This is a genomic window from Hymenobacter mellowenesis (assembly GCF_030581005.1).
In the GTDB taxonomy this organism is placed as follows: Bacteria; Bacteroidota; Bacteroidia; order Cytophagales; family Hymenobacteraceae; genus Hymenobacter; species Hymenobacter mellowenesis.
The window spans coordinates 731,427-749,452 of record NZ_JAUQSX010000001.1 but is presented as its reverse complement, the minus strand read 5'-3'; the positions used below and the strand labels follow the sequence as shown (position 1 = coordinate 749,452).

At 61.8% G+C, this 18,026-nt stretch carries 18 protein-coding genes; 8 read left to right on the top strand and 10 right to left on the bottom strand.

Going from position 1 to position 18,026, the window contains the following annotated elements; translation table 11 throughout:
• Position 1 precedes the first annotated feature (1 nt).
• Positions 2 to 3,082, top strand: a complete 3,081-nt coding sequence (locus tag Q5H92_RS03015; RefSeq protein ID WP_305010003.1) for an FG-GAP-like repeat-containing protein — start codon at positions 2 to 4, stop codon at positions 3,080 to 3,082.
• Between the two features lie 119 nt (positions 3,083 to 3,201).
• Here the strand turns inward: Q5H92_RS03015 and secDF are convergent, their stop codons facing one another.
• The 8 genes from secDF to Q5H92_RS02975 all read right to left on the bottom strand — a co-directional run bounded on the left by secDF (position 3,202) and on the right by Q5H92_RS02975 (position 10,423).
• Positions 3,202 to 6,195 (bottom strand): protein translocase subunit SecDF, encoded by a 2,994-nt coding sequence (gene secDF, locus Q5H92_RS03010; protein WP_305010002.1) that lies wholly within the window; start codon positions 6,193 to 6,195, stop codon positions 3,202 to 3,204.
• A gap of 120 nt (positions 6,196 to 6,315) precedes the next feature.
• Complete coding sequence (locus Q5H92_RS03005; protein WP_305010001.1) at positions 6,316 to 6,681, bottom strand: hypothetical protein; 366 nt, start codon at positions 6,679 to 6,681, stop codon at positions 6,316 to 6,318.
• A gap of 134 nt (positions 6,682 to 6,815) precedes the next feature.
• Positions 6,816 to 7,193 carry a hypothetical protein gene (locus tag Q5H92_RS03000; protein ID WP_305010000.1) on the bottom strand — a complete coding sequence of 126 codons (378 nt, stop codon included), beginning with the start codon at positions 7,191 to 7,193 and terminating at the stop codon, positions 6,816 to 6,818.
• Positions 7,194 to 7,213: 20 nt separating this feature from the next.
• Complete coding sequence (locus Q5H92_RS02995) at positions 7,214 to 7,675, bottom strand: DUF4268 domain-containing protein (protein ID WP_305009999.1); 462 nt, start codon at positions 7,673 to 7,675, stop codon at positions 7,214 to 7,216.
• A 100-nt stretch (positions 7,676 to 7,775) separates the two neighbouring features.
• On the bottom strand, positions 7,776 to 8,183 hold the full coding sequence (locus Q5H92_RS02990) for a hypothetical protein (protein ID WP_305009998.1): 408 nt from the start codon (positions 8,181 to 8,183) through the stop codon (positions 7,776 to 7,778).
• A 208-nt stretch (positions 8,184 to 8,391) separates the two neighbouring features.
• Positions 8,392 to 9,021 carry a uridine kinase family protein gene (locus Q5H92_RS02985; RefSeq protein ID WP_305009997.1) on the bottom strand — a complete coding sequence of 210 codons (630 nt, stop codon included), beginning with the start codon at positions 9,019 to 9,021 and terminating at the stop codon, positions 8,392 to 8,394.
• Positions 9,022 to 9,205: 184 nt separating this feature from the next.
• Positions 9,206 to 9,799: an RdgB/HAM1 family non-canonical purine NTP pyrophosphatase gene (gene rdgB / locus Q5H92_RS02980; protein ID WP_305010219.1), complete on the bottom strand. Its 594-nt coding sequence runs from the start codon at positions 9,797 to 9,799 to the stop codon at positions 9,206 to 9,208.
• Between the two features lie 195 nt (positions 9,800 to 9,994).
• Positions 9,995 to 10,423: a hypothetical protein gene (locus tag Q5H92_RS02975; protein WP_305009996.1), complete on the bottom strand. Its 429-nt coding sequence runs from the start codon at positions 10,421 to 10,423 to the stop codon at positions 9,995 to 9,997.
• Positions 10,424 to 10,654: 231 nt separating this feature from the next.
• On the opposite strand from Q5H92_RS02975, the gene Q5H92_RS02970 reads away from it, so the two are divergent.
• The 5 genes from Q5H92_RS02970 (at position 10,655) to hemC (ending at position 14,936) form a co-directional block, all read left to right on the top strand.
• Positions 10,655 to 10,924, top strand: a complete 270-nt coding sequence (locus Q5H92_RS02970) for a type B 50S ribosomal protein L31 (protein WP_196294405.1) — start codon at positions 10,655 to 10,657, stop codon at positions 10,922 to 10,924.
• Between the two features lie 170 nt (positions 10,925 to 11,094).
• Positions 11,095 to 12,306, top strand: a complete 1,212-nt coding sequence (locus Q5H92_RS02965; protein ID WP_305009995.1) for a GlmU family protein — start codon at positions 11,095 to 11,097, stop codon at positions 12,304 to 12,306.
• Positions 12,307 to 12,308: 2 nt separating this feature from the next.
• Positions 12,309 to 12,740, top strand: a complete 432-nt coding sequence (locus Q5H92_RS02960) for a hypothetical protein (RefSeq protein ID WP_305009994.1) — start codon at positions 12,309 to 12,311, stop codon at positions 12,738 to 12,740.
• Entirely contained in the window at positions 12,740 to 13,870 is a 1,131-nt protein-coding gene (locus Q5H92_RS02955) for a DNA polymerase III subunit (protein WP_305009993.1), read from the top strand. The genes Q5H92_RS02960 and Q5H92_RS02955 overlap by 1 nt, the downstream gene beginning before the upstream one ends.
• A gap of 133 nt (positions 13,871 to 14,003) precedes the next feature.
• Positions 14,004 to 14,936 (top strand): hydroxymethylbilane synthase, encoded by a 933-nt coding sequence (gene hemC / locus Q5H92_RS02950; protein WP_305009992.1) that lies wholly within the window; start codon positions 14,004 to 14,006, stop codon positions 14,934 to 14,936.
• 66 nt (positions 14,937 to 15,002) lie between these two features.
• On the opposite strand, the gene Q5H92_RS02945 is transcribed toward hemC, so the two are convergent.
• Positions 15,003 to 15,656, bottom strand: a complete 654-nt coding sequence (locus Q5H92_RS02945; protein WP_305009991.1) for a DUF2238 domain-containing protein — start codon at positions 15,654 to 15,656, stop codon at positions 15,003 to 15,005.
• A 131-nt stretch (positions 15,657 to 15,787) separates the two neighbouring features.
• Between Q5H92_RS02945 and Q5H92_RS02940 the strand changes: the two genes are divergently transcribed.
• Together Q5H92_RS02940 and Q5H92_RS02935 are read left to right on the top strand one after the other, a co-directional pair.
• Positions 15,788 to 16,429, top strand: a complete 642-nt coding sequence (locus Q5H92_RS02940) for a peptidylprolyl isomerase (protein ID WP_305009990.1) — start codon at positions 15,788 to 15,790, stop codon at positions 16,427 to 16,429.
• A gap of 97 nt (positions 16,430 to 16,526) precedes the next feature.
• Complete coding sequence (locus Q5H92_RS02935; RefSeq protein ID WP_305009989.1) at positions 16,527 to 17,435, top strand: SDR family oxidoreductase; 909 nt, start codon at positions 16,527 to 16,529, stop codon at positions 17,433 to 17,435.
• 172 nt (positions 17,436 to 17,607) lie between these two features.
• Here the strand turns inward: Q5H92_RS02935 and Q5H92_RS02930 are convergent, their stop codons facing one another.
• Positions 17,608 to 17,811 (bottom strand): hypothetical protein, encoded by a 204-nt coding sequence (locus tag Q5H92_RS02930; protein ID WP_305009988.1) that lies wholly within the window; start codon positions 17,809 to 17,811, stop codon positions 17,608 to 17,610.
• Between the last annotated feature and the right edge of the window lie 215 nt (positions 17,812 to 18,026).

Genomic DNA, 18,026 nt, shown 5'->3' with positions numbered 1-18,026 from the left:
CATGAAACATTCGTTACTTCCCGCTACCGCTTTTCTCCTTCTCACCACGGCGGCTTGGGCGCAGGCGCCCAGCGTCACGGCCCTGAGCCCTGGCAGCAACGCGCCTGCCGCGCCGCCCACGGCGCCCGTGCGCGTCACGTTCTCGCAGCCCATGAGCGCGGGCGGGGCAGGGCTGGCCGTGTTTGGCGCGCTGCACGGCGGGCGGCTGAGCGGACCAACGGCCGCCAGCGGCAACGCCCTTTCCTTCCAGGCCGCGCGGAGTTTCCAGCCCGGCGAAACCGTGTCCGTTACCATTCCCGCGGCGGTGCAGAGCAGCGCGGGCATCGCGCTGGGCAATCCCAAAGTGTTTCAATTCACGGCGGCGGCCACCGGCGGCACGGGTACTTTCGGGCCGGGCGGCATGGTGCCCTCCGGCACCAATTACACCGGCAACGTGGTGGGCGATGTGGACGGCGACGGCGACCTCGACCTGGTGATGGCCAACTTCGACTACAACCCTGGCACCGTGGATGTGCGCCTCAACAACGGCAGCGGCCTCTACTCGGCCGGCGCCGGGGCCACCGTGGGCGGCTTCACCGGTGCCCTGAGCCTGGCCGATGTCGACAACGACGGCGACCTCGACCTGCTGGCCTGCAACGGCAGCGTGAGCGTGCGGCTCAACAACGGCCAGGGCGTGTTCAGCGGCAGCACCACGGTGGCCATCAGTGCCGCCCATGTTATCGCGGCCGACCTCGACGGCGACGGCGACCTCGACCTGGCCGCCGCCGGCCTGGTGGCCAACGTGGGCACCGTCAGCGTGGCGCTGAATGCGGGCGGCAGTTTCGGGCCGGCCACCGTGATAAACACGAATAACCGGTCGACCACCGCGCTGGCCGTGGGCGACATGGACAACGACGGCGACCTGGACGTGCTGAGCGAAGGCACCAACGCCAACGTAGCCATTCGCCTCAACAACGGCGATGGCACGTTTGCCGCCACTCCGTTGTCGGTGCCCGTCAACCAAACCACCCTGCGCGACGTGCTGGTGGCCGATGTGGACAACGACGGCGACCTCGACGTGCTGGCGGCGGACCTCGGGTTCGACATCAGCGTTTGCCTCAACAACGGCGCCGGAAGCTTCGGTTCTTACACGATGCTGCCCATGGGCGGCAGCCCGAGCTACCTGAGCCTGGCCGATGTGGAGGGCGACGGCGACCTCGATATGGTGGCGGCCACTCTCGCGGCCGGCACGGTCAACATCCGGCTCTATCTCAACAACGGACTGGGGACGTTTACTGCGGGCAACAACCTGCCAGTAGGGCCGGCAACGGACCTTTCGGGCCTGGACGTGGCCGACGCTGACGGGGACGGCGACTTGGATTTGCTGGTGGTATTGGGGCGCTTCGGCGTCAAAATACTATTGAATGCGAACAGCCTCACGCCCAGCCCCGCGCTGACGGTTACCGCCCTCGCCCCGGCCCGCAATGCCCCCAGCGCTCCGCGCAACAGCCGCGTGGCCGTGACGTTCAATCAGACTCCCAGCAACACCCCGGCCACCCGCAACGCGCTGCAAGTAACCGGCGCCCAGCGCGGGCGGCTGGCCGGCGCCGCCACCCTGGCCGGCGCCACCCTCAGCCTGGCCCCGGCCAGCCGTTTCTTTGCCGGCGAGCGGGTGGCCGTGAGTGTGACCCGGGCGGTGCAAAGCGGAGCCGCGTTTCAGGCCGCGCCGCAGGTGTACCAGTTCACAGCCGCCGTGGGCGGCGGCACGGCCACGTTTGGCGGCGGGGGCGAGGTAAGTAACTACAGCACCCAGGTATTTCCTGCCGACGTGGACAACGACGGCGACCTGGATATCGTGACTTCCGGGGGAGTGAGCGTGAACAGCGGCAACGGCACGTTCGCCCGCACGCCCACTTATTTCCCAAGTCGGGCCGAGGCCTCCGGCCTGGTTGTGGCCGATGTGGACGGCGACGGCGACCTCGACATTGTGTCGAGTAACGGCTACGGTGGCGCAACCGGCCAGCCCGGCACCATTTGCGCGACGCTCAACAACGGCAACGGCACGTTCGGGGCCCTGCGCTCCTCGCCGGTGGGCCGGTCGGCCATGTGGCTGGTGGTGGGCGATGTGGACGGCGACGGCTTGCCCGACGCCGTCACCGCCAACGATTATAACCAGGTCGGCATAGCGTTGGGCGCGGGCAATGGCACGTTCGGCGCTGTCAGAAACCTGGTGGTGGGCTTTGCCGCCACGCAGCTGCACCTGGTCGACGTGGACAACGACGGCGACCTGGACCTGATGCTCAGCAACAGCACGCTGTTCACGCTGAGCCTTAACGACGGTTTCGGTGCTTTTGGCGCGCCCATCACCGTGCCAGCCACCACGGGCGGCCTGCTGGTCATGGCCGACATTGACAACGACGGCGACCTGGACCTGCTCACGGCCAGCACTCAGCTGGTGAACATCATGCGCAACAACGGCAGCGGCGTTTTCACCAGCAGCTCCTCGTTTTCGCTGGTCAATAACGGTCTTAGCCCTCAATTCGTCGGCCTCGTGGCGGGCGATGTGGACGGCGACGGCGACCTGGATTTGATAGCTGCCGGGGGCGGCGGCTCGTATTCCGCCGTCATGGCCGTGCGGCTCAACAACGGCACCGGCACCTTCAGCCCCGGCACCGACTTCCTGCTGGGTTCCAACATCACCTGGCCTTCGCCCCAGGCCCTGGCCGACCTGGACGGCGACGGCGACCTCGACCTGATGGCTTCGACGTGGGCTTCGGGCCTGGCCGTGCGCTTCAACCTAGGCACGCCCACCGCCGCCCGCCCGGCTACCGGCCCCGCCATCGGGCTTTATCCCAATCCCGCGCACGATGTGCTCAACATCTCGTTGCCCTTTGATGCCGCTTCGGGCGGCCCCGGCCAAGTGGCGTCCTCCGTCGAACTGCTGAACACGCTGGGGCAGGTGATGAGCCGCGCCCCGCTTCGCTCCGCCGGGCAAGCGGCCGTGGCTGCGCTGCCCGTAAACCAGCTGGCCCGGGGCCTCTATCTGGTGCGGGTTCGTACCAGCAGCGGGGCCACGCTCACGAAGACTGTCGAAATCAATTAGCCCTGCCCTTATCGGTAGCATCCGCCGAATGCCCTGGCTACTCACAAACAAAAAAGGCCGCTCAGTTGAGCGGCCTTTTTTGCTGGAGCAGAAGCTTGGCGCTTCTGCTAAAGTTGGTGCTACACGTTGGCCGTGCTCAGCTTGGGCGCGTCGCCGGGAAGGCCGGTTACGTCCTCACCAGCGGCTTTGCGCTCCCGCTCCTCTTTCTTGCCGTAGGTGTCGAGGATAATCGGGGTGGCGATGAACAGCGACGAGTACGTGCCGAAAATCACGCCGATAATCATGGCGAAGGAGAACGAGCGGAGGGTTTCGCCACCGAACACGTACATCACGAACACCACCAGAAACACCGTGGTGAACGTAATCATGGTGCGCGAGAAGGTCGAGTTCAAGGCCGGGTTCACCACTTGGGCGAAGGTCAGCTTGGGGTTTTCGCGCAGGTACTCGCGAATCCGGTCGTAGATAACCACCGTGTCGTTCATCGAGAAGCCGATAACCGTGAGCAGCGCAGCCACGAAAATCTGGTCCATCTCGTAGTTTAGGCCGAAGAGACGGGCAATGGGGAAAGCCGCAATCACGAGCAGGGCATCGTGGAACAGCGCCACTACCGCAGCCATCGAGTACTGCCACTTCTCGAAGCGGAACAGCACGTACACGAAGATGCCCAGCAATGTGAGGCCCAGCGACAGCACCGAGGTGCGCTTGATGTCGTCGGCGATGGTGGCACCCACTTTCGAGGTCGATTTGATAACCGGCGCGTCGGCGCTATAGGCCGCCAGGCCCTGGTTGAGGGCGGCCACTACTTTGGCGTCGGCGGCGGGGCTCTCGTCCTCAGCCAGGTAGCCGGTGGTGATGCGCAGGCGGTCGGGCGAGCCGTACTGCTTCACTTCGAGGCCGGCGTCCTGGAACGAGGGACGGATTTTGTCGGCCACGTCAGAAGCGACCATCGTCTTGTTGAAATCAACTACGTAGGCGCGGCCCCCTTTGAAGTCCACGCCCAGGTTCGGGCCGCCCTGGTAAGCCATCAGGCCGAAGCCGATGAGGATGAACACGGCCGAGAAGGTGTAGGCCATCTTGCGCTTGCCCACGATGTCGAAGTTCAGGTTCTTGAACAGGTTGCGCGAAATGGCGGTGCTGAACGTCATCGGGTGGTTCTCGTTGCCCTTCACCATCCATTCGATGATGAGGCGCGACACGAACACGGCCGACAGGAACGAGGTGAGCACGCCAATACCCAGCGTCACGGCGAAGCTTTGCACCGGGCCTGTGCCGAAGAAGCCGAGAATCACGGCAATCAGCATGGTGGTCACGTTCGAGTCGAAAATGGCCGAGAAAGCGCGCGAATAGCCTTTGTTGATGGCGTCGGGGAGGCTCAGGCCGTGGTCCAGCTCTTCCCGAATCCGTTCGAAAATCAGTACGTTGGCATCCACCGAAGTACCCATCACCAGAATCAGACCGGCGATGCCGGGCAGCGTGAGGGCCGTGCCGAACTGGGCGAGCACGCCCAGAATCAGGAAGATGTTGAAGAGCAGCGCGATGTCGGCCACGATGCCGGCGCGGCCGTAGTAGAAGGCCATAAAGAGCATGATAATCACCACACCGGCCAGCGACGAGTACAGGCCCTGGTTGATGGCTTCCTGGCCCAGCGAGGGGCCTACCACGGCTTCTTCCACGATGCGGGTAGGAGCGGGGAGCTTACCAGCCTTCAGGCTGTTGGCCATATCCTGGGTTTCTTCAATCTGGAAGTCGCCCGTGATGCTGGTGCCGCCGCCCGTGATTTCGTTCTGCACCACCGGCGCCGAGATGACGTAGTCGTCGAGCACCATGGCCACCTGCTTGCCGATGTTGGCAGCCGTCATTTTAGCCCACTTGCGCGAGCCGGCGGGGGTCATGTTCATCAGCACTTCGGGCTGGCCGGCCTGGCCGATGTCGGCGCGGGCATCGCTCACCAGCTCGCCGCTGATGGGGGGCACGCCGTCGCGGGTTTTGCGCACCGGAATCAGCTCCAGGTACTCCTGCTTCTCAATGGTTTTGGGTTTGTTGAGCCAGGTCAGAGCCAGGGTGGGGGGCAGCACAGCTTTGGCTTCGGGTGAGCGCAGGATTTTGTTCATCGCCGAGGTGTCGCGCAGGTTCACGCCCAGGCGGCCGGGCATGGTGAAGAGCTTGGCGAGCACGCCGGGCTTGTTGGCCGAAGCCGAATCAGCGGCGGTTTTACCAGCCTTGTTTTTCTTGGCGAGCTGAGCAGCAAGCGAGGTCGAGTCGCCGGCAGCGGCGGCAGTGGCCGTGGTGTCGGTGGTAGCGGCGGCGGTGGCGGGAGCGTCTTTGGCAGCGGCCTGCTTGGCCGAAAGCTGCTGGTCGAGGGTCACGAGGTAGGGGCCGATTTCGTTCTGGTTCCATACTTCCCAGAACTCCAGCTTGGCTTGGCCTTGCAGCAGCTTGCGCACGCGGTCGGGGTTATCCACGCCGGGCAACTCGATTTGCAGGCGGCCGGTGCCTTTCACGCGCTGGATGCTGGGCTGGTTCACGCCAAACTTGTCGACGCGGGTGCGCAGGATGTTGAACGAGCGGTCGATGGCTTCTTCCACTTCCTTGTCGATGGCGCCAATCACCTTCTCGTTCGAAGAGTTGATGTCGATGTTGCGGCTCTTGTTGGTGGTGTTGGCGAAGATGGTGGCCAGCGGCTTGCTGGGCGCCAGGCGCTGGTAGGCCTGGGCAAACAGCGCCGTGAAGGGCGTGCTGGAGTTCACCTTCTGGGCTTCCTGGGCGTCGGCCAAGGCCTTGTTGAAGGCGGGGTCTTTGCTGTTGCCGCTCATGGCGCGCACAATTTCCACCGGCGATACTTCCAGCGTCACGTGCATGCCGCCTTTCAGGTCAAGGCCGAGGCCGAGCTCGCTCTGGCGCACTTCACGGTAGGTGAAAGGGCCGAACACTGGCGCCCGCCACACCGAGTCGAGGTAGTGCTGGCGCTGCCCTTCGTCGAGCTTGCCGTTTTTGGTGGCATAGGCCACCGCCTTCTGCTGCACCCCGCGCGAGACGTAGGTGAAGAACAGGAAATACGCGCACAACGCCGTGACGACGAGAGTGAGCGCAATGATTAATCCTTTGTTACGCATTTTGAGTCATTTAACATTTAACAATTATCATTTAACAGTTCAAACCGGGAACATCTAACAGCAGCATTCTGCACCCCGTAGTCAGGGTGTTAAATGATAAATGTTAAATGTTAAATGACCCTAAGGGGCCTGCGGCGACAAGGCCACGGCCAGCAGCCGCGCCCGAAACACCTCACCCGCCCGGATGCCGGCGCGCAGGCGCGGCACGGCCAGGGCCCGGCGCAGGGTGGGCAGCCAGGTGGCGGCCAGCGCCGGCAGCGGCAGCCAGGCCGTGGCCGGCGGGGCCACGAAATGCTTCAGCGAAGCCGTGGCTTCGAGCATCACCTTCTGCTTCACCACTGTGGCGCGCACGAACCGCGCTTCGCCTTTGCCCACGGGGCGCAGCACGCTCACGGCGCGCTGGTTCAGGCCCAGCACCAGCAGCACCGTGGCGGCGAGCAGGGCAAAGCGGAGCGAGAACCAAAAACGGGAGAGCAGAGCCAGCATGGGTATGTACGGGGTCTGCAAAGATACCATTTTGAGGGGAATGCGGGCAAGGGGCACTCTGCATCCTAGAAAAAGCCGCTCGCAGGCGTATAAATGAGGCTTGCCCCCCTGTGCGGCCGTTGTGCAAGCAGCCGCTACCGGCCGGTGGCTTGCGGCGGGCATACCCACCGCGACAGGCGCTGGCCCCGCCGCACGGTCAACTCCACCGAATGGGCGCGCTTGCTGATAGAGTCGCCGACGTGCAGATACTGATTCAGGCTGCTGCTATCCTGCTGGAATGGCGCCTGGTCCGGGGACGGCGCGAAGGCACCGAAGTCATACCGGGTGTCCGTCTGGCCGTTCAGGAAAAAGAAATGGGATTTCTGCACGTGGAATACCCCGCTGATGCGGCCTTTCAGCGCCGTATCCGTGGCCACTTCCAAGCGCGGGAAACGTTGCCGCAGGCCGTATGAAACCCCGAAGTAAGCCAGCAGCGCCACCACGCCCAGCGCCAGAATAAGTTTGGTCGACATGGCAGCAATATAGCGTCGGGTTACTTCAGCGCCTCAAACGTGTATTGCGCATCGGCCCAGAAGGCATCGAGGGCGATGATGCGCGGCTTGAAGAACGAAATCAGCTTCGGCCAGTCGTCGCGGTTGAAGATGTTGACGGGGCTTAGCTCCTGGTAGATGCAGCTCAGCGGCAGGCCTTGGGCATCGAGGGCCTCGGGCTCCCAAATCCATTGTTCGCCCAGCGTTTCGTGCAGCAGCGTTTTCAGCTCTAAAAATTGCTCCCAGAACAGCTCCCGGATGCCGGCGTCCGGGTGGTTCAGCTCGATGGCGATTTTGGCCTGTCGGTTGTCGGCCTGCATCCGGAAATACAGGTGCTTGAAGCCCGTCTTGTAGTTAATCCAGTTCGTGGTTTCGCCCTCGGCCGAGGGCACGGGCGCCATATACTGCCCAAAGGCCGTCCAGAACGCCTGCCGCAGCTGAGTAGCTTCTGCTTTGCTATACATTTTTTTAGGGTAGGAGGGTAAGGGGGCAGGAGGAGAGGAGTTATTACCACAATAATAATGACTCCTCCCCTCCTGCCCCCTTACCCTCCTATCCTAAAAACTACAGCGGCGTGGCCCACCAGCCGGCCTCGTTGCTCTGAATGGCCACGCCGCCGGCGTTGTGGTAGTATTCCTGCACGCACTCCTTGAAGCCGGCGTTGTTGGTGCTGGCGAAGCACACGGCGTGGTCGGCGGTGGGCAGCGGGCCGGTGTGCATGGCAAATACGCTGCCGCGCTCGGCCTTGGTGATGATGAGGTAGGTGGTGTCGTTGAGCTTGCCTAGGTTGGCGTCGAAGGCTTGGCCGTAGGCGTCGTCAGGCGTCACCACTACGTGGTAGGCGTCGTTGCCGGCCGGGTGTTGTAAAATGCCGGCCTGGCCGTTTTTATCGCAGCTAATCAGCCCCAGCAGGCCGGCCGAAACCACGGTGAAAGTGGCCAGGCGAGAGAAGAGTAAACGTGTGCGTTTCATAAGCAGCAAAGCAAAAAACTATCTGAACCGGATGAAAGCGAAGCAGCGCGACCCCGTTGGCCGGCGCCCGGCTGTTCGTAATTCCAGGTCCAAGATAATCTGTTTTTACTTCAATACGGACGAAAGGGCCAAAAAAATGCACGTCCCGCCGGGCAAAACCCGTTAGTCGGGACGTGCTAAAAAGGGCCTGATTGCCGCGTACGAAGGCTTATTGCTCCGTCGCCGCCACCTTGCTCTGCAGGAAGCCCACCAACACTTCCAGCCCCTTCTCGAAGTGGCGGTTGTTGGGAATCACAATGTCGGCGTAGTGCTTGTAGGGCGCAATGAACTGCTCGTAGGTGGGCGCCACGTGATGGGTGTAGCGGTACAGCACATCGGCCAGGTCGTAGCCCCGCTCGTCGCGGTCCCGGATGATGCGGCGGTGCAGCTTCACGTGCTCCTGGGCGTCGATGTACACCTTGAGGTCGAGCAGCTCGGCGATTTCCTTGAAGTGAAACACGAAAATGCCCTCCACCACCACAATGGGCGCCGGCCGAAACACCAGCTCCTGGGGCGTCGCGGCCGCGTTGTTGAAGGTGTACTCCTTGCGCCGCACCTCGTGGCCCTGGCTGATGCGCAGCACGTCGTTGGCATACGCCGCGGCATCGATGCTGGCGGGCAAGTCGAAGTTTTCCACGCCCTGGTCGTCGCGCATTTGCTTTTCGCGCGGGTGATAATAATTGTCCTGCGAGATGAGGCAAATCTGCTCCTCGGGAAACGAAGCCAGAAGCCGGCGCAGAAACGTGGTTTTACCAGAAGCGCTGCCGCCGGTGATGCCAATTAGATACGGGGTGTGCATAGCAGGCAAAGGTAACGCTTCGCTTAATTAGAAAGGAAAAAAGAACGTCATGCTCATCTGGCGTCCGCGCAGCCGAAGCATCTCTCCCGCGCAACTAAATGATTTCAGTATTGAGGTAAAGATGCTTCGGCTACGCTCGGCATGACGTTCTTCTAGTTGTTCCAAACAGAATTACTCCGCCTTATTACTCCGCCTTCAAAAACGCCAGCAGGCCCGCCACGGCCCGCGCCCGGTGGCTGATGCGGTTTTTCTCGGTGCCGCTCATTTCGGCAAACGTGCGGCCGTCGCCCTCCGTGGGCACAAACACGGGGTCGTAGCCGAAGCCGCCCGCGCCCCGGCCTTCCTCGCTGATGTGGCCCAGCACCTCGCCCGCAAACTCGTGCGTGCGGCCATCGGCCCGGGCCAGGGCCACCACCGTGCGGAACCGGGCCGAGCGGTCGGGAGCGTCCTGCAGCTCCTGCAGCAGCTTGGCCACGTTGTCTTCGGCCAGCCGCTGGGGGCCGGCGTAGCGGGCCGAGTACACGCCGGGCGCGCCGCCCAGGGCCGTCACTTCCAGGCCGGTATCATCGGCGAAGCAGTCCACGCCGTAGTGCTGGCGCACATATTCGGCTTTCTGGCGGGCGTTGCCCTCCAGGGTGTCCTGGGTTTCGGGCAGTTCCTCGTGGCAGCCGATGTCGGCCAGGCTCAGCAGGGAGAGGCCGGCGGGCAGCAGCGGCCGGATTTCATCGAGCTTGTGGGCGTTGTTGGAGGCGAAGCAGAGCTGGGTGGGGGCGGGCATGAAGGAAGGCGTGGGTTGAAAGAAGCGCAAAATTGACAAAGCACAAAAGAACGTCATGCAGAGCGCAGCGAAGCATCTTGCCCGCAGTCATTAAACCCAATCATTGGAAAAAGGAATGGTAGTAGCGGGCAAGATGCTTCGCTGCGCTCTGCATGACGTTCTTTCAACAAAAACGTTCTTGCTACAGTCGGCCTCTTACCGAAACATCGACTTGATGGTGCCCCAGGAGCGTTGCACGCTGCTGGGGGTGCCGGCCAGCACCGTGAGGAAACTCTGGTCGCCGGCGGGGCTGTGGATGGTGAGGCGGTAGGTGAAGGGGCCGCCTAGCTGGGCCGGCGTGGACGCGCCGCCAGTAGGAGCGGTGCGGAAGACGTTGGTATCGTAGTACGTGTAGCGGCGCTGGCCGTTGGGCATCACGCTGCCGACGGCGGTGTAGCTGGTCTCGGTAGCGCCCTTGCGGGCCAAGTCGAAGCCGGTGACGTCGGTTTCGCTGGTCACTTCCCAGTCGATGCGGATGCGCGAGCTGTCGTAGGCGGCGCTGAACAGGCTGAGCGAGGCAGCCACGGCCACCACGGCGCTCCACAGCACCAGCAGCAGCACGGCGGGGCCGGCACGGCGAATCAAGCGGCGAACGAGTATGGGTTTCATCACGCGCAACGAAGCGGCCCCGAGTGCGGGCCGGATTCAAATGTACAAACCTTTTCGGAAAGCCAACAAGCCCACGTTCAGGACTTGCGGCCGCGCGCTCTGCGGAAAATATTGGGCCGGAGGTTGGGTATTTCGGAGCTAAGCTGTACTTTTGCAGTCCCTTCCGCAAAATCGGCAGGGTTCAACCGGTAAAACCGACCTCTCGATATGAAAAAGGACACCCACCCCGAGTACCAGGAAGTCGTATTCCAGGACTCTTCTTCGGACTTTAAGTTCATCACGCGCTCCACGATGAAGCCGACCGACACCATCACGATGGAAGACGGCAAAACCTACCCGCTGGTGAAAATCGAAGTTAGCTCCGCTTCGCACCCCTTCTACACGGGCAAAAACATGTTCATCGACACGGCCGGCCGCGTGGAGAAATTCCGCAGCCGCTATGCCAAGAAAGAGCAGAACAGCGCCAACAAAGAATAGCTTTATTCGAGCTGTTAGCCATTGGTTGCTAGCCGTTAGCTTTTTGAAGACTCCTTCCGGCATCGCCGGGAGGAGTTTTTTTATGGCCCGTGGCCAAAGCCGCCGCCGTAAATTTGCCCTTCCTCATAGAAGCTAACAGCTAACGGCTATTAGCTAATAGCTCCAAAAGAATGCACGTTCTCCTCTTCGACGACCCGGCCATTCGGCCCCACTTGCTGCCGTTCACCTTCACGCGGCCGGTGGCGGCGCTGCGCTGCGGCATCCTCACGCTGGCCGAGAAGTGGCAGCATCGGCTCGGGGTCGAAACCGTGGGCTACCTCACGCAGCCGTATCTGCAGGCCAAGTTTCCGGCGGGCGACGTGAGTGGAGCGGCTCTCATTATTAACGGCGCCGTGTGCCCCGACGATTTGCTGACGCGTCAGGTGCAGGCCCTACAGCCCGGCCAGGCCCTGTACTGCGACGAGCTGCTGGTAGCCGCCCACGTGGCCGACGCCTCGCTGGTGGCCGAGCTCATTCAGGACGGCATCCCCGAAACCCGGCAGGTGGCCGAGCCCGTGACGGTGATTGACCGGCCGTGGCAGCTGTTTCTGCGCAACGGCGTGGAAATCCGCCGCGACTTCGCCCTGCTCACCAAAGGCCGCACCTCGCAGCCGGTGGGCGACGCGCACACCATTGTGTATGGCGCCGAAAACATCTTTATCGAAGAAGGCGTGAAAATTCGCGCGGCCATTTTAAATGCGGAAGACGGCCCGATTTACCTGGGCAAAAATTCGCAGGTGCACGAAGGCGCCATCATCAAAGGCCCGCTGGCCTTGTGCGAAGGCTCGCACATCAACGCGGGCGCCAAGATGCGCGGCGACAACACGGTGGGCCCGTTCTCGAAGGTGGGCGGCGAAGTGGGCAACAGCATCCTGCTGGGCTACAGCAACAAGGGCCACGACGGCTACCTCGGCAACTCCGTCATCGGCGAGTGGTGCAACCTGGGGGCCGACACCAACACCTCGAACCTTAAAAACAACTACGCGCCCGTCAAAATCTGGAGCCACATCGCCAAGCGCTTCGTCGACACCGGCCAGACCTTCTGCGGCCTGATGATGGGCGACCACAGCAAGGCCGGCATCAACACCATGTTCAATACGGGTACCGTGGTGGGCGTAGGGGCCAATATTTTCGGCGCCGGCTTCCCGCGTACCTTTATCCCAAGCTTCAGCTGGGGCGGCGCGGCCGGCTTCGAAACCTTCAAGCTGCCCAAAGCCAACGAGGTGGCCGAGCGTGTGATGGCCCGCCGCACCCTGCCGTATGACGCGGTAGAACAGGGGATTATGAAGGCGGTGTTTGAGGCGACGGAGGAGGACCGGATTTGGGAGAAGTCGAAAGGATAGTAATGCAACTCTCCGGAAACAATCGTCATTCGTTCCTACTAGCAATTCATCAATCAATTGAGGAAGAGGCGGCTGGCAGTGCCAAAGAATTGTTGCAAGGCCAAGTCAACGAGCCAGCCTATCCACCGAATGGCGGATTTACTACTGAAGAAGAAGGGGCGCTGAAGCTGCTCCAGAATAATGAGGTGCTTCAGTCGGCTGTGCGCAAGGTGCTGGCAGATTGTGCCGCCGGAGTTGTTTTCAATTTGTTGAATCTGATTGACGGAACCAGCGACCCTGAACACGGCGACTGGACCGGGGTGATGCTGGTTGACAAGCCGAGGAACAACGAAGAGTACCGGGAACTCCTCCACGATGATTTCTTTGAGGCCTATTGGAATTGGCGCGAAACCCGACCCGATAAAACCTGGTGCCTGGACACCTTCTCCGAATAATGACCTTCGCTGCAATTCCCAACCAAACCGCCGTCAAACAACTCCTGCGTCAGTCGGTGCAGCGGCAGCACGTGGCGCACGCCCAGCTTTTCCGGGGGCAGGAGGGCGGCGCGGCGCTGGCCCTGGCCCTGGCCTACGCGCAGTTTCTGAACTGCGAGGCCCGCGCCGCCGATGCCGACGACAGCTGCGGCCACTGCCCCGCCTGCACCAAAATAGCCAAGCTGGCCCACCCCGACCTGAACTTCATTATGCCCGTGACCACCACCAAATCGGTGGCCAAGGACGCAGTGAGCAGCAAGTTCATGGCCGAGTGGCGCACTTTCGTGCTCGACAACCCCTACCAAGGCCTCAATGACTGGATGCAGCACATCGGGGCTGAAAACAAGCAGGGCAATATCAGCAAAGACGAGGCCGTGCAGATTCTGAAGCTGGTGAGCCTTAAAGCCTTCGAGGCCCGCTTCAAAATCGTGATTCTCTGGCTGCCCGAGCTCATGCACCCGGCCGCCGCCAACGCCGTGCTCAAGCTGCTGGAAGAGCCGCCGCCCGCCACCATCTTCCTGCTGGTGAGCCACGCGCCCGAGCAGCTGCTGCCCACCATCATCAGCCGGGTGCAGCCGGTGGTGGTGCGCCCATTTTCGGAGGACGACATTACGGCCTACCTGCGCGATGCCTACCACGTGCCCGAGGTGAAAGCCCGCCAGGTGGCCCAGCTGGCCGAAGGCAGCCTGGGCGCCGCCATCGCCAGCCGCGACGCCAACGCCGACCACGACTATTTCGAGTTCTTCGTGAAGTGGATGCGGCAGTCCTACAGCCAGAAAGCGGCCGATATTCTCAAGCACAGCGACGAGTTTCAGAAGCTGGGCCGCGAGAACCAGAAGGAGTTGCTGAGCTATTCGCTGGGCTTGCTGCGCAAGGTGCTGCTATTCGGCATCGACCCTAAGTTCATCCCCCATCTGCCCGCCGCCGAGCAGGATTTCGTCACCAAATTCTCCAAGCTGGTCACCCCCCGCAACGCCGACCTGCTCACCAAAGAACTCACCGACGCCCACTACCACATCGAACGTAACGCCAACGCCAAAATGGTGTTCGTGGACAGCTCGCTGCGGATGGGCGGCTTTCTGAGGGTTTGAGTGAATAAGAAAGCACCAGTCATGCTGAGCGCAGTCGAAGCATCTCTACCGCAATAGTAAATGAGTTGCGTTGCGCGGTAGAGATGCTTCGACTGCGCTCAGCATGACGTTTTAAATAATAACTGCCTGTTAAATGAAAATCCGCCTCGCCACCCGCGCCAGCCGCCTCGCCCTGTGGCAAACCGAACACGTGGCCGCCCTGCTGCAGCAAGCCGGTTTTGAAACCGAAATCGTGCCCATGCAAACCACCGGCGACGCCGTGCAGGACCGCAGCCTGGCCAAAATCGGCTCCAAAGGCGTATTCACCGAAGAGCTGGAAAATAGCCTGCTGCGCGGCGAAACCCACTTGGCCGTGCACTCGGCCAAGGATGTGCAAAGCAGCATCCCGCGCGAGCTGGAGCTGCTGGCCTTTCTGGAGCGCGAGCAGGTGAACGACGTGGTGCTGAGCTTCGACGAACAGTTTTCGCTTGATAAACCCGGCATTGTGCTGGGCACCAGCAGCACCCGCCGCAAGGCCCAGCTGCGCCGCTTCTACCCCCACGCCGACACCGCCGAAGCCCGCGGCAACCTCCAAACCCGCCTGCGCAAGCTCGAAGAAGGTCAGTTCGACGCTCTGGTGCTGGCCTACGCCGGCGTGCACCGCATGGGCTACGAGCACCTCGTGCGCCACACGCTGCCGGCCCACCAGTTTGTGCCCGCCACCGGTCAGGGCAGCATCGCCATCGAATGTGCTGCCGACTTGGATGAAGACCTGAAAGCCCGCCTTAAAGCTGCCCTCGACCACCCCGCCACTCACACCTGCCTGCTGGCTGAGCGTGCCTTCCTGCACACCATGGAAGGCGGGTGCAGCATTCCGTCGTTCGCCCTGGCTACGCTGGAAAGCGGCCATCTGCGCCTGCACGGCGGCCTCATCAGCCTCAGCGGCGAGGAATACGTGGAGGAAATCCAGACCACCGGCACTTCCACCGAGGCCGGCGCCCACGCGCTGGGCGTGGCCGTGGCCGATGCCGTGCTCGGGCGCGGCGGGCGCGAAATCCTGGCCAGCATCCGCGAGCACCGGGGCTAAGTCGGAGGAATAGGGTGCCTGTTGCATCCGGCCTGGTTTCGGCCTGCGGGGGGCAGAGCGGGCCGGTTACTTGTCCGGCGAATTGGAACCGCGGCCAACCAGCGCGTAGAGCAGCAGTGCCACCACGGCGCCGCTCGTGTCGGCCAGCATGTCCTTCTGTGCGTCCCAGATGTCGCCCTGGCTGCCCAGGAAGGCCGCGCCGGCCGCGCCACCGGCTTTCGCGGCGTATATCCACTCAATAATTTCGTAGGTCATGGCCACCGTGGCAATGGCAAACAGCGGAAACAGGTACGAAACCAACCGGTTGCGGATGGTGCCCAGCCGGTCGGTTAGCTCGATGATGGGGTAGGCGTAGAAGCCCACCGAGAAGTGCGCCACCCGGTCGTACATGTTGCGCTTGAAGCCAAACAAGTCGTTGAACCAGGCAAACGGCACCTTCTCAAAGGTGTAGTACCCGCCAATGGTGTGCATGAATAGCAGCACACTCATCAGCGCGTAGGCCAGGTTCGAAAACCGAATGCCGCGCAGGTAAAGCATCGTCAGCGTGGCGGCAATGGCCACAATGGGCAGGTTCTCGGCCACCCAGGTGCCGCGCTCGGCCGGGTTGATGGCGCACACGGCAAACAGCAGCACGTAAGCCGCCAGCAGCAGCCCGGGAAACAAATGGCCGGTGGCGGGCGCCGGCCGGGTGGGGGCCGAAACAGTAGGAGAAGTAAACATCAGCAAGTGAGAAAGAATGAGTGCCGCCATACGCACCAGCCAGCCCGTGCGTTGGCTGTGAGCATAGCCCGGTAGCGGCCCGACGCCGGGCGCGTGTATTTTTGCAGCTCATCTGCCCCTTTTCGCATATCATGACTCAGAAATTTCACCGCGCCCTCTGCGGCCTGCTGGCGCTGCTGTGGCTGGCCGGCCCAGCCGCCGCCAAACCCGGCAAACCCAAAAAGAGCGGCAAAGACGAGGTCGTCACCATCACCACACCGCAGGGCGTTATCCGGCTCATTCTTTTCGATGACACGCCGCTGCACAAAGCCAACTTCCTGAAAAAAGCGCAGAGCGGCTTCTACAATGGCACCACCTTCCACCGCGTCATTGAGAACTTCATGATTCAGGGCGGCGACGCCAACTCCAAGGACGCCGACCCAACCAACGACGGCCAGGGCCAGCCCAACGAGGCATCCATCCCGGCCGAGCTGGTGGGCCACCAGCACAACTACGGCGCCTTGGCGGCTGCCCGCATGGGCGGCCCGGCCGGCACACCCAGCAGCGGCAGCCAATTCTACCTGGTTGAAAACCACGACGGCACTCATTTCCTCGACGGTCAGTACACCGTGTTCGGCCAAGCCATTCAGGGCCTCGACGTCATCGACAAAATTGCCAAGCTGCCCAAAGACCCGCGCGACCGGCCACTGGCTGATTCCAAAATGACCGTGAAAGTGGAAAAGCTCAAACGCAAAAAAATCACCAAGCTCTACGGCTATTCATTTAACAGTTAACATTTATCATTTAACAAGCGCGTGCGTTTGCAGTCAAGGGCACGTACGGGCCGGGCAATTTCAGTCGAATTGTTAAATGATAAATGTTAATTGTTAAATGAAAATTCTCCTCACCGGTTCCAACGGCCTGCTGGGGCAGAAGCTGGTGGCGCTGCTGCACCAAAAGCCCAACGTAATCCTGGTAGCCACCTCGCGCGGCGCCAACAAGCTGGCTGGCCTATACCCCGACCTGCGCTTCGTGCCGCTCGACGTGGCCGATGCCACCCAGGTGCAGCAGGTCCTTGCGCAGGAGCAGCCCACCCATGTTATTCACACCGCTGCCCTCACCAATGTGGACGAGTGCGAACTGAACCACGAAGCCTGCTGGCAGCAAAATGTGACGGCCGTCGGGCATCTGGTCGAAGCCTGCGCCGCGCGCAATATTCACCTCACCCACCTCAGCACCGACTTCATTTTCAGTGGCGAAGCGGGCCCGCTGGCCGAAGACGCCAAGCCCGGCCCCGTCAACTTGTACGGCGAAAGCAAGCTAGCTGCTGAGCAATTGGTGCAGGCCAGCACCGGCCGCTGGGCCATCGCCCGCACCGTGCTGGTCTACGGCGTGGCCCACGAATACGGCCGCACCAACATCGTGCTGTGGGTGCGCGACTCCCTGCGCGCTGGCAAAGCCATCAAGGTAGTGGCCGACCAGTGGCGCACGCCCACCCTGGCCGAAGACCTGGCCGAAGGCTGCTGGCTGCTGGCCGCTCACGCCGCTCAGGGCATCTACCACCTCAGCGGGGCCGACATGCTCACGCCCCACGCCATGGCCCTGCAGGTGGCCGACTATTTCGGGCTCGATAAAACGCTGATTGAGAAGGTCGACGCCAGCACGTTTTCGCAGCCGGCCCGGCGGCCCGCCCGCACCGGCTTCCGCATCGACAAGGCCCGGCATGAGTTGGGCTATGCGCCCTGTTCTTTCACCGAAGGCATTGCCATCATTGGCCAGCAAAGCGAAAACGGGCAATAAAAAAACCCGCCGGGGTAGACGGCGGGTTAAAACTCGTCAGGGGTAGCCAGCGAGCGGTAGAGGCGAAATGTGGGTAGAAATGGAGTAGCGTATTATACCAAATGCGACGTGGTTAATAAGTAATGGTTAATCGACTGGATATGAGATTTAATAGCTAAGTAGAAAGGAAGACTCAGGACTGAGGCCACACACCTACCAGCAGGCCACCAACCAGCACGGCCGTGCGGCCCAATAGGGCTGCTTCGCCCAAAGCACGGGGCACTACCATGCCATCGGGCGTCACGAAATCGATGCCTACCGAAACCGGCTTGACGGCATGGGAGGAGGGTTTCGGGCGGCGAGGCGAGCTCAGCGAAGGGTAAATGAGGAGATACATGGGCGGGTAGGTAGAAAAAATGAGCAGATATTGCTTGGAGCCGAAATGGCATTTCCCAAAAGCAATACAATGTTACAGCTCCATTTTACCCTAAAAAAGGACACAACAGGTAAGATTGAGACATCCACTAAAATGCGTTTTAATCAATTTAGTGTAATGGAATGTCGGTATAAATCAATTAATCTGAAAAGTGGCTCAGGTGTTTGTTTAATTAA